The 14088-nt window shown below is 67.6% G+C and carries 10 protein-coding genes; 3 read left to right on the top strand and 7 right to left on the bottom strand.

What is annotated here, in order from left to right; all coding sequences use genetic code 11:
• Positions 1-31: 31 nt before the first annotated feature.
• Genes C0R07_RS15940 through C0R07_RS15920 form a run of 5 tightly spaced genes read right to left on the bottom strand, consistent with a single transcriptional unit; the run spans position 32 to position 5681 of the window.
• Positions 32-1099, bottom strand: coding sequence for an acyltransferase family protein (locus C0R07_RS15940; protein ID WP_102789402.1), 1068 nt, complete (start codon positions 1097-1099; stop codon positions 32-34).
• On the bottom strand, positions 1096-2244 hold the full coding sequence (gene nagA, locus C0R07_RS15935; RefSeq protein ID WP_102789401.1) for an N-acetylglucosamine-6-phosphate deacetylase: 1149 nt from the start codon (positions 2242-2244) through the stop codon (positions 1096-1098). The genes C0R07_RS15940 and nagA overlap by 4 nt, the downstream gene beginning before the upstream one ends.
• Complete coding sequence (locus C0R07_RS15930) at positions 2244-3272, bottom strand: SIS domain-containing protein (protein ID WP_046274268.1); 1029 nt, start codon at positions 3270-3272, stop codon at positions 2244-2246. Before C0R07_RS15930 ends, nagA begins: the two co-directional genes overlap by 1 nt.
• A gap of 6 nt (positions 3273-3278) precedes the next feature.
• A complete protein-coding gene (locus tag C0R07_RS15925) occupies positions 3279-4346 on the bottom strand; it encodes a LacI family DNA-binding transcriptional regulator (RefSeq protein ID WP_019186013.1) in 1068 nt (355 codons plus the stop codon).
• A 42-nt stretch (positions 4347-4388) separates the two neighbouring features.
• A complete protein-coding gene (locus tag C0R07_RS15920; protein WP_102789400.1) occupies positions 4389-5681 on the bottom strand; it encodes a sugar MFS transporter in 1293 nt (430 codons plus the stop codon).
• 414 nt (positions 5682-6095) lie between these two features.
• Between C0R07_RS15920 and C0R07_RS15915 the strand changes: the two genes are divergently transcribed.
• The 3 genes from C0R07_RS15915 to C0R07_RS15905 all read left to right on the top strand — a co-directional run bounded on the left by C0R07_RS15915 (position 6096) and on the right by C0R07_RS15905 (position 12358).
• On the top strand, positions 6096-7067 hold the full coding sequence (locus C0R07_RS15915; RefSeq protein WP_019186015.1) for a glucokinase family protein: 972 nt from the start codon (positions 6096-6098) through the stop codon (positions 7065-7067).
• A 155-nt stretch (positions 7068-7222) separates the two neighbouring features.
• Positions 7223-9928, top strand: coding sequence for a TonB-dependent receptor (locus C0R07_RS15910; protein WP_102789399.1), 2706 nt, complete (start codon positions 7223-7225; stop codon positions 9926-9928).
• Between the two features lie 93 nt (positions 9929-10021).
• Positions 10022-12358, top strand: coding sequence for a family 20 glycosylhydrolase (locus C0R07_RS15905; RefSeq protein WP_102789398.1), 2337 nt, complete (start codon positions 10022-10024; stop codon positions 12356-12358).
• A 126-nt stretch (positions 12359-12484) separates the two neighbouring features.
• On the opposite strand, the gene C0R07_RS15900 is transcribed toward C0R07_RS15905, so the two are convergent.
• Both C0R07_RS15900 and C0R07_RS15895 read right to left on the bottom strand, forming a co-directional pair.
• Positions 12485-12874, bottom strand: coding sequence for a hypothetical protein (locus C0R07_RS15900; RefSeq protein ID WP_102789397.1), 390 nt, complete (start codon positions 12872-12874; stop codon positions 12485-12487).
• 1 nt (position 12875) lies between these two features.
• Positions 12876-14060 (bottom strand): class I SAM-dependent methyltransferase, encoded by a 1185-nt coding sequence (locus tag C0R07_RS15895; protein ID WP_102789430.1) that lies wholly within the window; start codon positions 14058-14060, stop codon positions 12876-12878.
• Positions 14061-14088: the final 28 nt, after the last annotated feature.

Raw genomic sequence — 14088 nt, 5'->3', positions numbered from 1 at the left:
GATGGGGGGGTAAACGTACGTGATGCCCATCCTAAATTTTGAGGTAGATGCGCCGCGCGTCCAGCGCCCACACCACGCCCCACCACACCGCCACGAAGCCGAGCGCACACAGCAGCGAGGCCAGTGCGGGGGCCGTCGGCAGCAGCGTCGATAGGGCTTGATACAGCCATCCCCACGCGCCGCTGGCCATCAGCAGCAGCGCCATCGCTGACGAGCCGAGGTAGGCGGCAATGGCGTTGACGCCAAAGCGTCGGCCCAGCGCCGGCGCACCCCAGCGATCCACCAGCAGGTGGGCCAGCAGCAAGGCCGCCACCGACATCCCGCCCGTCCACAGCACGAAACTGGGGGTCCACAGCTGCTTGTTGAGGGGCAGCCACAACGCGGCCACGCCGCCCAGGAGCAGGCATGCAGTTGCCAGCGCCGCCAGCCCACCCACCTGCCCCACCCGCAGCCACGCGCCCGCACGCAGCCCCAGCAGCGTGCTGGCGAGCGCGCCCAGGCTGCTCAGCAGCCCTTCCGGGTCGTGGCCGAGCCCGGTCAGCGGGTCGTACTTGTAGAGCAGCGGCGCGAACAACCCGGTATCCAGGCGGCTGGCCGGGTTGACCCACGGTGCCAGCGAACCGGCCCCCAGCAGGATCGCCGCGTACGCCAGCAGCAGCGCGACCAGCACCGCCCATTGCGTGCGCGCGCGCGTCTGGATCGCCAGCAGCCCGACCACCGCCACGCACAGCGCGATCCGTTGCAGCACGCCCCACAGCCGGTAGGCCGGCAGGTCCATCAGCCACCACGCCAGCAGGTGCAGCACCGCGCCGGCCACCGCGATGCGCAGCGCACGCTGCAGCAGGCCACTGCGCAGGGCCGGGCGCAACGCAGGCTCGCCCGCGCGCGGCGACAGGCTGAAGGCCATCGACACGCCGGCAATGAACAGGAACAGCGGGAAGATCAGGTCGGTGGGCGTGAAGCCGTGCCAGTCCGCATGCAGCAGCGGTGCATACACATGGCCCCAGTCGCCGGGGTTGTTGACCAGCAGCATCGCCGCCACGGTCAGCCCGCGCAGGGCATCGATCGAGCCCATGCGCGGCGATGGGGAGGCGGTCATGCGTCCTCGCGCTCGCCGGCAATCCAGGTGGCGCGCACCTGCAGTGCGTCGTCGAGCAGCACCAGGTCGGCCTGGTAGCCCTCGGCGATCTCGCCCAGGCGGTCGTCCAGGTTGAGGAACTGCGCCGGGTAACGCGAGGCCATGCGTGCGGCCTCGTCCAGCGGCAGGCCGAGCAGGTGCACCGCGTTGCGCACCGCCGTGGCCATGTCCAGCGCCGAGCCCGCCAGCGAACCGGCGGCATTGCGCACCACGCCGTCCACGGCCGTGATCACTTCGCCATACAGCTCATAGCTGGGGCTGTCGGCACCCACCGGCGGCATCGCGTCGGTGACCAGCATCACCTTGCCGCGCGGCTTGGCCGCCAGCGCCACGCGCAGGCTGGCCGGGTGCACGTGCACGCCGTCGGCGATGATGCCGATCCAGCTGTCGCGGTCTTCCAGCGCCGCGCCCACCGCACCTGGCTCGCGCCCGGTCAACGGCGACATCGCGTTGTAGAGATGGGTGAAACCGCGGATGCCGGCGTCCAGACCGGCGCGCGCTTCTTCGTAACTGGCGGCGGTATGCCCGGCGGCCACGATCACGCCGCGTTCGACCAGCGCGCGGATGCTCTCCAGCGGCACCCGTTCGGGGGCCAGGGTCAACAGGGTCACGCCGTTGTCGAGCGAGGCCGCCATCGCGATCTCGTCAGCGTCGGGCACGCGGAATTTGTTGGCGTCATGGGTGCCCTTGCGCGCCGGCGCGATGTACGGGCCTTCCAGATGGATACCGAGCACGCCCGGTACGCCTTCGCTGATGGCCTGGCGGGTCGCAGCGATCGCCGCACGCATCACCTGCACATCGTCGCTGATCAGCGTCGGCAGCAGGCCGGTGGTGCCGAAACGGCGGTGCGCCTGGGCCAGCGTGCGCAGCGTGGCGACATCGGGGCTGTTGTTGAACAGCGCGCCGCCGCCACCGTTGACCTGGGCATCGATGAAGCCTGGCAGCAGCCAGCCACCGCCCAGGTCCACCTGCTCGTCGGCCTGGCCGAGCATCGGTGCGGCATCGGATACCAGCGCGGTGATCCGGCCACTCTCGATCACCAGCGCCAGGTCGTCGCGGAAGTCGTCGCCAGCCAGGATGCGCGCGTTGCGCAGGACAGTTTTCATCAGACGGTTTCCGTCACCTTGTTCAGATGCGGCGGCAGGTCGGGGTTGTGGCCGCGGCGCAGCGCCAGCGCGTTGATCGCGCGGTAGAAGCTCTGGATGGTCAACAGTGGCGCGCACGCCGGGTGCGGGGCGACCGGCAGCGGCAGATCGCCGCCGACATCGGCCAGCCACACCTGTGCATCGCGCGCAGCGAACTCGCTCAGCACCGCGCGGGTACCGGCGCCGGTTTCATCCGGCTGGGCAAAGGCCAGCACTGGGAAGCCCGGGCCGACCAGTGCCATCGGCCCGTGCTTGACCTCGGCCGAGCTGTAGGCCTCGGCGTGCAGGCCGCAGGTTTCCTTGAACTTCAGCGCTGCTTCCTGCGCGGCGGCCAGGCCCAGGCCACGCCCCAGCACGAACAGATTGTGGGCCGGCACCAGGCCCTCGGTCAGCGACGACCAATCGTTGTTCCAGGCCTCGCGCAGGGCATCGGGCAGCGCACGCAGCGAAGCGATCAGGCCCACGTCCTGGGTCCAGTACGCGACCAGTTGCAGAATGGCCGACAGCGAGGCCAGGTAGCTCTTGGTCGCTGCCACGCTGCGCTCGGCACCGGCGCCCAGCGGGATCACCGTCTCGGCCAGCTGCGCCAGCGGCGAATCTTCGACATTGACCAGTGCCACCACGCGCGCGCCGGCCGCACGTGCGGCTTCGGCATTGCGCAGCAGGTCCGGGCTCTTGCCCGACTGCGAAATCACGATGTACAGCGCGCCGCGCAGCTTCAATGGCGCTTCGTAGACCGAGCCGACCGACGGCGACGCCGAGGCAGTCACCAGCCCGAGGCGCGTTTCCAGCAGGTACTTGGCGTAGGTGGCGGCATGGTCCGAGCTGCCCCGCGCGCAGGTCACCACGAACGGCGGCGGCGCCGCGCGCAGGCTGGCGGCCAGCGTCTCCACGGCCACCTGGTTGCGCGCGAACTGCGCGGCGATCACATCGGCAGCCTCGGCGGCTTCGCGGTACATCAGGGTGTCGTGGGGAGCAGGCAGGGACATGGGGACTCAGGTCGTTTCAGGAGAGGGAAGCCGTGCACCCTGCGGGCGCATCGGCGCGGTGGAGCCGCGCACCACCAGCTGCGGCACGAAGCCCTGGTTCTGCAGCTGCAGTGGCGCGTCGTCGTAGGCATCGCTGCGCAACTGCGCGATCAGCAGGCGCGCGGCATGCCGGGCGATGTCTTCGGTGGCCTGCTTGGCGGTGGTCAGCGGCGGCCAGGACTGGCGCGAGAACGGACTGTCCTCGAAGCCGGCGATGGACAGGTCGTAGGGCACGTTCATGCCGGTGGACTTGGCGGCGGCCAGCACGCCGGCGGCGATTTCATCGTTGGAGCCGAAGATGGCGGTGGGCGGTTCGCGCAGCGCCAGCAGGCGGCGCGCCCCACGGAAGCCGTCATCGAAGGTGTAATCGCCCTGCACCACCAGGTGCTTGTCGATGGTCATGCCGTAATCGCGCAGCGCCGCTTCATAGCCGGCATAGCGCTCGCCACTGGAGCGGTGCGAAGTGCCGCCCCAGAGGAAACCGATGCGCTGGTGACCGAGCTGGATCAGGTGCTCGGTGATTTCATAGGCGGCCTCGCGGTCGTCAACGAACACGCAGGCACCATCTTCGGGATCGGCGGTGGCGGCGATGATGCGCACCAGCTTGATTCCGCGCGCGGTGAGCGCAGCCACCAGATCCTTGCGCTCGGACATCGGCGCGGTCAGCACCAGCCCGGCAAGGCGCGAGCGCTGCACCCAGTCGGCCAGCTCTTCGGCCAGCATCGGCGAGCTGGAGTCGCAGGGGTGGATCTGCAGCCCGAACCCGGTTTCACGGCACGCGGCGAGCACGCCGTTCTGCACGCCGATGATGTGGTACGGGTTGGGGTTGTCGTAGACCAGCCCGACCACCAGCGTGGTGCCGGTGCGCAGGTTGCGCGCGGCCGGATCGGGCTCGTAGTCCAGCTCGGCGATCGCACGCAGCACCCGTGCACGGGTGGCCTGCATCACCGAGGGCTCGTTGTTGATGACCCGCGAGACCGTCTTCAGCGATACCTTGGCCCGTTCGGCGACATCCTTGATGGTCGCTCTACGCATCGTCTTTTCCTGGCTGACCGGTTGAGCGTCCATGATCGCCGATCACTGCCCGTCGCGGGACAACCCGACGCGGTGGCCGCGCACCGAATAGAACAGGATGTACAGGTAGCAGGGCACCATCAGGCCGGCGAACACCCACTGGAAATCGAAGTGCTGCTTGAGCACGGCAAACAGCTGGGGAATGATCGCGCCACCGGCGATGGCCATCACCAGCAGGGCCGAGCCGGTCTCGGTGAAGCGGCCCAGGCCGCGGATCGCCAGCGGGAAGATCGCCGGCCACATCATCGCGTTGGCAAAGCCCAGGGCCGCCACGAAGCCCACCGACACGTAGCCGTGGGTGAACAGCGCGCCGATGCAGAACACCACGCCGAGTACGGCGGAAATGCTCAGGTAGCGCGACTGCGAAACCAGGTGCGGGATCAAGGCCAGGCCGGCCAGATAACCGATGAGCATCGCGCCCAGGGTGATCGAGGTGAACATCTTGGTCTGGTCCAGCGGCAGGTCGAAGCCATGGCCGTAAGTGCCGATCGCATCGCCGGCCATCACTTCCACGCCGACATAGACGAACAGGCACAGCACGCCCAGCCACAGGTGCGGGAACTGGAAGATGCTGGTGCGCTCGGCCACCCCCGGCGCGCGGGCCGGCGTGGCGTTGGCTTCGGAGGTCTTCAACTCGGGCAGCGGCGAGAACAGCACGCCCACCGCCAGCACCACCAGCAGCCCGGCCATGGCCATGTACGGCAGCTGGATCTTGGCGGCGAAGTCGTTGAGCAGGACGGTCTTGGCCGCTGCGTCGGCGACCTTCACCTGGGCATCCAGATCGCCGATGCCGTGCAGCACCAGCGTACCGATCAGCACCGGCGCGAGCATGCCGGCGATCTTGTTGCAGATACCCATCAGCGCGATGCGCCGGGCCGCGGTCTCGATCGGGCCAAGGATGCTGATGTACGGATTGACCGCCGTCTGCAGCAGGGCCAGGCCACTGCCGATGACGAACAGGCCGCTGAGTGCGCCTGGATACCAGCGCTGCTGCGCGAAGTGGGCGAACACCACCGCGCCGGCCGCCATCACCAGCAGGCTCAGGCTCAGGCCCTTCTTCATGCCGGTGCGCTTGAGGATCCACGAGGCCGGCAGCGCCAGGAAGAAGTACGACAGGTAGAAGACCATCAGCACCAAGAAGGCGCCGACCTCGTCCAGCTCGAAGGCCAGCTTGACGAAGGTGATCAACGGCCCGTTGAGCCAGGTGAAAAAGCCGATCAGGAAGAACAGCACGCCGATGATCAGGATCGAGGTAAGCACGCTCGAACGCGCGGAGGCAGCAGGCACGGCAGACATCAAGGAGGCTCCTGCATCGACGGCACCGGAGCGGCGTCGGAAGAGTGGCTGGGAACAACGTTGTCACATTTATTCGTTGCCGCCGCCGGGTTTGTCAACAACTGGTTCACGCCGGGACCGCGCATTTTCTTCTGCTGCACCTGCGCAATCTGGCGGCAGCGCTGGCCGTTACCGGAGCCGAGGCCCTATTCACGGCAGTTTGCGAAAACATGACGGCAGCGTGATGAAAACGTTTTCCCGCGCAAACCCGCGTTGCGGCGCAGCATCGAAAGTGTGAGGTTATCGTTGACATCGTTGTCAGAACGATTACAGACTCCGCCTCAATCGCCGGGTCAGCCCTGGCCACGCCCAACCGATGGAGTCCGTGTGACCAACGCCGCCCACGCTGTTCCGGCCCATGCCCTGCCCGCCGCGATGCCACCGTTCCTGGCCGCCGACGTGGGCGGCACGCATGTGCGGGTTGGCCGGGTCCAGGCCAGTGCCGATCCGGCCCATCCGGTCCAGCTGCTGGACTACCGCAAATTCCGCAATGCCGATTACGCCGGCCTCAGCGCGATCCTGTCCGACTTCCTGGCCGATGGCCCGCGTCCGTCCCATTGCGTGGTCGCCACCGCCGGCTATGCCCGCGAAGACGGCACGGTGATCACCGCCAACCTGCCCTGGCCACTGTCGGCACGTCAGATCGAACGTGATGTCGGCCTGGACCAGGTCTATATCGTCAACGACTTCGAGGCCGTGGCCTACGCCGCCGCGCAGGTCGATGCCAGCGGCGTGCTGCAGCTGACCGGCCCGGCCACCGCACCGCGCGGCCCGACCCTGGTGGTCGGCCCCGGTACCGGCCTCGGCGCGGCCGTGTGGATCCCGACCGCCCACGGCGCCGTGGTCCTGGCGACCGAAGCCGGCCAGCCGACCCTGGCCACCACCACCGAACTGGAGATGGCGATCGTGCGGCAGATGCTGCGCGATCGCTCGCACGTCTCGGTCGAGCAGGCGCTGTCCGGCCCCGGCCTGATGAACCTGTACCGCGCGCTGTGCGCATTGAACGGCCAGACCCCCGCGCTGACCACCCCGGATGCGATCACCGCTGCTGCGATGGCCGACCAGGATCCGCTCGCACGGCAGAGCCTGGATGTGTTCTGCGGCCTGCTCGGCAGCACGATCGGCGACATGGCGCTGCAGTACGGCGTCACCGGCGGTGTCTACCTGGCCGGCGGCATCCTGCCGCAGATCCGCGACTTCCTGTTGAACAGCACCTTCGTCGAGCGGTACCTCAACAAGGGGCCGATGCGCGAGGCACTGGAACGTATTCCCGTGAAAGTGGTCGAGCACGGGCAGCTGGGCGTCATCGGCGCCGCCAGCTGGTACCTCGGCCGCTCGGAAACCTGACCTGCCACGGCGCCGGAATCGGCGCTGCGGACACCGCACCACGCAGTACGTAGCACCCAAGGCGCACCCGGACAACAGGCGCGCGGCACAGTCGTACCAGACGCAAGCAAACCGACGCCGTCGCCGGCGACCATCGAGTGATGAGGAGAGACATCATGAACACCCGCAAGACCCTGCTTTCCGCAGCCATCGTCAGCTGCCTGGCCTTCAGCGCCCACGCGCAGCAAGCCGCCCCCACCGCCACCGATCTGGACACCGTGCAGGTCACCGGCATCCGTGGCTCGATGGAAAAGTCGCTGGATACCAAGCGCGATGCCAATGCGCGCCTGGAAGTGGTCACCGCCGAAGACGTGGGCAAGCTGCCCGCACACAACGTCGCCGACACCCTGCAGCGCCTGCCCGGTGTGAACATCAGCTCGTCCAGCGCCGACGAAGGCGGCTTCGATGAAGCCGACCGTGTCAGCCTGCGCGGCACCAGCCCGAGCCTGACCCAGACCCTCATCAACGGCCACAGCGTCGGCTCGGCCGACTGGTTCGTGCTCAGCCAGGGCAACAACGTCGGCCGCAGCGTGAGCTATTCGTTGCTGCCGTCCGAGCTGGTCAGCTCGGTGGAAGTAAACAAGTCCTCGCAGGCCAAGCTGCAGGACGGCGGTACCACCGGCACCGTCAACATCATTACCCGTACCCCGCTGCAGTTCGCCAAGCAGTTCACGGCCGAGGCATCGGTGGGCGCCGTGCGTTCGGACCAGGCCGACTCGACCGATCCGCAGTACTCGGCGCTGTTCAACTACAAGAATGACGCCAACACGTTCGGTGTGCTGGTGCAGGGCTTCTACCAGGAGCGCGAACTGCGCCGTGAAGCGCAGGAAATCCCCGGCGGCTTCTTCGCACTCAAGGCAACCGATCCGGTCGTGGCCGGCATCCCCGACCCGGCCAATCCGGGCCAGTTCCTGCAGGCGCCGCGCCCGGACCTGGAAGGCCTGTCCATTCCCGGCCTGCTGGGTTCGACCCTGTTCGAGCAGACCCGCAAGCGCAAGGGTGGCATGGTCACCCTGCAGTGGAAGCCGATCGACACGCTGACCCTGGGCCTGAGCGGCTTCACCTCCGAACTGGAAGCGAACAACTACAACCGCAACTTCATGATGTTCGGCAGCGGCTTCGGCCGGAGCCAGGCCCCCGATCCGGGTTACACCGTGGTCGATGGCGTGATCACCAACGCGACGTACACCGGCGTTCCCGGTACGAACTACGGCGTGTACGACATGATCTACCGCGAGGCCACCGCCAAGAGCAGCTACGTCACCTTCGACGCGGACTGGCAGATCAACGACAACCTGAACGCAAAGTTCCAGGCCGGCACCACCAAGGGCACCGGCGAAACCCCGCGCCAGTTCATCGCCGAAGTCACCGTCGGCCAGGGTGGCGGCGCGTCCTACGCCAGCCACGGCGCCGGCTCCCCGGTCGACTGGAACATCGGCGGCGACCTGAGCGAAGCAGGCGTCACCAGCTTCGGCACCTGGGGCAACCAGCTGGTCAAGGCCGAAGACAAGGAAGACTGGGCGTCGGTGGATTTCAATCAGTACTTCAGCGACGGCGGCGCGCTGAGCTCGATCGACTTCGGCCTGCGTTTCGCCGACCACGAACGTGAGGCCCTGTCGCCGGAAGGCGCCTCCCCGGGCGACATCTGGTCGGCGCTGCGCGGCAGCGCCACCGGGCAGTACCCGGGCAACTTCGCCAGCGGCGTGGGCGGCACCTTCCCGCGCAACATCTGGTACTACACCCCGGATGCGCTGAAGAACGCCATCATCAACAACTCGACCTGGCTGGCCGGCAATGACGGTCCCGACGGCCGCCACAACTACGGCGCCGAGTGGAAGGTGAAGGAAAAGAACTTCGCCGGTTACGTGCAGGCCAACTTCGCCGGTGACTGGTGGAGCGGCAACCTCGGCCTGCGCTACGTCAACATCAAGCAGGACATCGATACCTACCTGGCCGTCAGCGACCCGGCCCGCGCCGACGTGCGCAGCCTGTTCGGCATGTGGCAGCGCCAGGCCTTCGAGAACAAGCACGACCGCGTGCTGCCGAGCGCCAACATCAAGTTCGACCTGGACGACGACCTCGTGCTGCGCGTGGCCGCATCGCAGACCCAGACGCTGCCGGACTACTCGGCACTGGGTGCGTCCTCGTGGGGTTCGGATCTGAACAAGACCGGCGGTGGCGGCAACCCCGACCTGAAGCCGACCCTGTCCAGCAACCTGGACGCCAACCTGGAGTGGTACTTCATGCCGCGCGGCCTGGTGTCGGTGGGCGCGTACCATATGCGCCTGAAGGACTACATCGCCTTCGACGTGGTCCAGCGCCAGCTGTTCAGCGAACTGACCAACCAGCTTGAAACCTACGACATCTCCACCCCGATCAATGCCGACGGGCAGGTCACCGGCGTGGAAGTGGCTTACGAGCAGCCGATCGGCGAGTACTTCGGCGTCAATGCCAACTACACCTACGCCAACGGCAAGACCGACCACACCTGGGCCGATGGCAGCAACAACCTGCTGGGCACGTCGAAGAACACCTACAACGTGGGTGCCTACTTCGAGAACGAGCGCTTCGGCGCCCGCGTCAGCTACACCCGCCGCTCTTCGTTCCTGATCAGCCTGTCCGGTACCAACCCGTACTACCAGGATGACTTCGGCACGCTGTCGGCGTCGCTCAGCTACAAGGCGACGGACTGGCTGAGCATCAGCCTGGATGGCCTGAACCTCAACAACCCGACCTACAAGTACTACCAGAGCGCGCTGATTCCGACCTCGTTCTACTCCAACGGCCGCCAGTACTATCTGAACTTCCGCTTCAAGTACTGATCGCCGCGGTAACACGCTGCACACCTGAAACGGGCCCGGATTTCCGGGCCCGTTTCGCAGGTGGAACCCGATTCGCTACAAAGGAATGACCCGATGCACACCCGCACCCGTCGTACCTCGCTGTCGCTGCTGTCCTTCGCACTGGCACTTTCCCTCGCCCCGCTGGCCCAGGCCACCGACGCACAGGCACCGAACGGCCCGCAGGCCCTGCCCGGCTCGCTGATGCTGATTCCCGCACCGGCCAGGGTCGACCGCCTCGACGGCGCCGGCTATACGGTGAGCGCGGCCACCCCGGTGCATGCGCAGGGCCAGGCCGCCGGCCGCGTTGCTGCCCAGTTCGCCACCCTGCTGCGCAACAGCGGTGGCCCGGCGGTGACGGTCAGCGAAGGACGCGGCAAGGACGGCATCCGCTTCGTACTCGACGCCACGCTCAAGACCGGCGCCGAGGGCTACCAGCTGCGTTCGGACGCGCGCGGCGCAACAGTGCAGGCCGCAACCGAAGCCGGACTGTTCTACGGTGCGGCCACGCTCTCGCAGCTGCTCACCGGTGGCAGCCAGGGGCAACTCCCGGCGCTGCGCATCGACGATGCCCCCCGTTTCAGCTGGCGCGGCCTGATGCTCGATTCGGCCCGCCACTTCCAGAGCCTGGATGAGATCAAGCAGGTCCTCGATGCGATGGCCGAGCAGAAGCTCAACACCTTCCATTGGCATCTCACCGATGACCAGGGCTGGCGCATGGAGATCAAGCGCTACCCGAAACTGACCGGCGTCGGCAGCTGCCGCATTCCGGCCGGCGATGGCGGCCGCGATCCGGTCACCGGCGCCGAGCGCCCGTACTGCGGCTTCTATACGCAGGACCAGATCCGCGAGGTGATCGCGTATGCGGCTGCACGCCACATCCAGGTCATTCCGGAGATCGACGTCCCGGGCCACGCGACCGCGGCGATCGCGGCCTATCCCGAGCTTGGCACCCTCGACACGCCGCTCAGGCCGTTGAGCGAATGGGGCGTGTTCCCGAACCTGTTCAACACCGAAGACAGCACCTTCGCGTTTCTCGAGAACGTGCTGGAAGAGGTCATCGCGCTGTTCCCGGCCAAGTACGTACACGTGGGCGGCGACGAAGCGGTTAAGGACCAGTGGGAAGCCTCCGCGCGGGTGCAGGCGCGCATGCGCGAGCTGGGCGCCGGTGATGAGATGGAAATGCAGAGCCACATCATCAAACGCCTGGAGATCTTCCTGGAAAAGCACGACAGGCGGCTGATCGGCTGGGACGAGATCCTCGAGGGCGGCCTGCCGCCGGAGGCCACGGTGATGTCCTGGCGCGGCACCGAAGGCGGCCTCAAGGCGGCCAGCGAGGGCCATGACGTGGTGATGTCGCCGGTGACGGACATGTACATGGATTACCTGCAGACCAACTCGCCGAACGAGCCGCCGGGCCGCCCGGCGACGATTCCGCTGGCGCGCGTGTACGGTTTCGAGCCGGTGCCCGATGCACTGGCCAAGGACAAGCAGCACCACATCCTCGGCCTGCAGGCCAACATGTTCACCGAGCACACCCGCAGCTACGCCCGCCTGCAGCACAACCTGTTCCCGCGCCTGGCCGCCGTGGCCGAGACCGGCTGGTCGCCGCGCGAACGACGCGACTACGCCGATTTCCTGGCGCGCCTGCCGGCGCAGCTGCAGCGATACCAGGCCATGGGCATTGCGTACGCACAGACCCCGTTCCAGGTGGAGCTGGACAACCGCGATGACCGTAGCGCCGGCACCGCGACGCTGGCCCTGCGCAGCCCCCTCGGCTACGACATCCACTACAGCGTGGACGGCAGCGCGGTCACCGCCCGCTCACCGCGCTACACCGCCCCGCTGCAGCAGCCGCTGCCGGTGGCGCTGCAGGCGGCCACGTTCTTCAATGGCCAGGCACTGGCCAAGGCGGCCAGCCGCTTCGACATCACCGCTACCTCGCTGCTGTCGCGCACCGACGAGCAGCTCGCGCAGTGCCCGGGCGAAGGCCAGCTGCTGCTGCGCCTGGAAGACGACGGCCCGGCCGAGGGCAAGCGGGCGATCTTCAACGTGGACATCTTCAACCCGTGCTGGCTGTGGAAGGATGCGGACGTGGACGGCATCGCCAAGCTGCGCGTGCGTGCCGGACAGATTCCGTACTACTTCCAGCTGGCCCACGATGAGCCGAACCGCCGCTTCGCGCCCAAGCGCAGCGCACACGGGGAGATGGACATCCTCGGCGGGCAGTGCGATGGCAAGCCGCTGGCCAGCGTGACGCTGCCGGCCGCCCCGGGCGCCGATGGCTTCATCACCCTGGAGGCTGCATTGCCGCGGTCGCTGAAGGGCACGCAGAACCTGTGCGTGCGCTTCACTGGCGATACCCGGCCGACGATGTGGGTGCTGGATGAGATGACCTTGCTGCCGCGGTGACGCCGCAGCCGCAGGCGGTCGTGCCGGCCGCTGGCCGGCACTTCATGAATCCGGCATCGCCAGGTTGCCGGCCAGCGGCCGGCACTACCCGTCATGCGTCGTACGGGCGGCAGTACCGCTGCCGCATTACCCGCGCAGGCGTACCAGCAGATCGCGCAACGGGGTCAACACGATCGCCATGCCGGCCAGCACGCCAACGCTGTTGGCGAGCGCATCCATCGGGTCGGCCATGCGGTTGACGGTCAAGGCGCCCTGCGCGAATTCGATGCCAATACCCAGCGCGACCAGGCCGACCGCGGCCCAGATCAGGGCCGCGCGTCGCTGGTAGATCTGCACTGCCGACGAGGCCAGCAGGAAGTACGCGAGGAAGTGTTCGATCTTGTCGCTGTTCTCCGGCAACGTGAGCGGCGGCGGCGGGATCAGACAGACCACGATCGTGCCCAACACCGCCCCCCACCACAGCGCCAGCCAGAACCGCGGCCAGCGCAGCGGCTTCAACAGGTTCGTGGCGGCCACGTTACAGGCGCCAGGTCAGATCGCCGAGCGCGAACGCCGGTTCGAAATCGACATCGCGCTGGAAGCCCATGACCTGGAAGCGCTCGCCCATCCCGGTCGGCAACGTCAGCTTTTTCACCTGGTCGCGCAGCCGCACACGGCCGATCTCGTCGGTGCGCGCATCGGCTTTTTGCAACAGCGCATCCAGCCCGTTGCCGAGCAGGAAACTGGCCTGGGTGCAGTAACCGGCCAGCTCGAAACCGGCGCCCGTGCCGGCTTCGGCCAGCGCGGTGAAGTCCACCGAGGCGGTGAGGTCCTGAAGGCCCGGCCAGCGATACAGGTCGTTGTGCACGTGGTGGCGGTAGAACGCGCGCACGGTGCCGTCGTCGCGGTCGTCCTGGTAATACTCGTTGCGCGGGTAGCCGTAATCGACGAACAGCATCGCGCCGCGCTTCAAGCCGCCGGCAATGGCCTGGATCCAGTACGGCAGTTGCGGCAGCAGTTCGGAACGGTAGCCGTCGGCGAAGGGCTTTTCGCGGTAATGCTCGACGTGGCGGACCGCGGCACTGAGCATCGCATCGGCCGGCTGCGCGCCACGCACGAAGGCGCCGTCGGCATCCAGTTCGACGGTCTCTTCATAGACCATGCCGTCGCGCGCCAGGAAGCGCGGCGTCGGCAGCGCGTCGATCACTTCGTTGGCGAAGACCATGCCATCCCAGTCATCATCGAACGGGCCGTTCAGCCATTCCACCAGGGCGAACACCGGTGGAATCAACGCCTTTTCCAGGCGCTCCCGCTGGCGCTGCCGCAGGTCCGCGCTGGGTTCCAGGATCGCGTAGCGCTCGGGCAGCGCGTCCAGTTCCAGCATGCGCTTGAGCATCACTTCGGCAAACGCGCCGCTGCCGCCACCGACCTCCATGAAGCGCGCCTGCGGCCCGAGCTGCTGCATCACCGGGGCGATCGCATTGGCCAGCGTGGCGGCGAACAGCGCGCCGATTTCCGGCGAGGTGGTGAAATCGCCGGCGGCCCCGAACTTGCTGGCACCGGCGCTGTAGTAGCCCCAACCGGGCGCGTACAGGCTCAGCTCCATGAAGCGGGAGAACGGCATCGCGCCGCCGTTGGCAAGGATTTCAGCGCGCAGCGCCGCAGCCAGCTCGTCGCTGTGGGCCAGGGCGTCGGATTCGGGGAGGGGCAGTGGGGAATGCATGGCGCGGGCGATTGCGGTGACAATGCAC

This window comes from Stenotrophomonas bentonitica (assembly GCF_002887735.1).
GTDB classification, from domain to species: Bacteria; Pseudomonadota; Gammaproteobacteria; order Xanthomonadales; family Xanthomonadaceae; genus Stenotrophomonas; species Stenotrophomonas bentonitica_A.
The sequence above is the reverse complement of the archived record's forward strand: the minus strand, read 5'-3'. Positions and strand labels throughout refer to the sequence as shown.

Bases quoted from the DNA above. Each gene is read 5' to 3' on its own strand.
- C0R07_RS15940 (WP_102789402.1), bottom strand. From the start codon at position 1,099: ATGACCGCCTCCCCATCGCCGCGCATGGGCTCGATCGATGCCCTGCGC.
- nagA (WP_102789401.1), bottom strand. From the start codon at position 2,244: ATGAAAACTGTCCTGCGCAACGCGCGCATCCTGGCTGGCGACGACTTC.
- C0R07_RS15930 (WP_046274268.1), bottom strand. From the start codon at position 3,272: ATGTCCCTGCCTGCTCCCCACGACACCCTGATGTACCGCGAAGCCGCC.
- C0R07_RS15925 (WP_019186013.1), bottom strand. From the start codon at position 4,346: ATGCGTAGAGCGACCATCAAGGATGTCGCCGAACGGGCCAAGGTATCG.
- C0R07_RS15920 (WP_102789400.1), bottom strand. From the start codon at position 5,681: ATGTCTGCCGTGCCTGCTGCCTCCGCGCGTTCGAGCGTGCTTACCTCG.
- C0R07_RS15915 (WP_019186015.1), top strand. From the start codon at position 6,096: ATGCCACCGTTCCTGGCCGCCGACGTGGGCGGCACGCATGTGCGGGTT.
- C0R07_RS15910 (WP_102789399.1), top strand. From the start codon at position 7,223: ATGAACACCCGCAAGACCCTGCTTTCCGCAGCCATCGTCAGCTGCCTG.
- C0R07_RS15905 (WP_102789398.1), top strand. From the start codon at position 10,022: ATGCACACCCGCACCCGTCGTACCTCGCTGTCGCTGCTGTCCTTCGCA.
- C0R07_RS15895 (WP_102789430.1), bottom strand. From the start codon at position 14,060: ATGCATTCCCCACTGCCCCTCCCCGAATCCGACGCCCTGGCCCACAGC.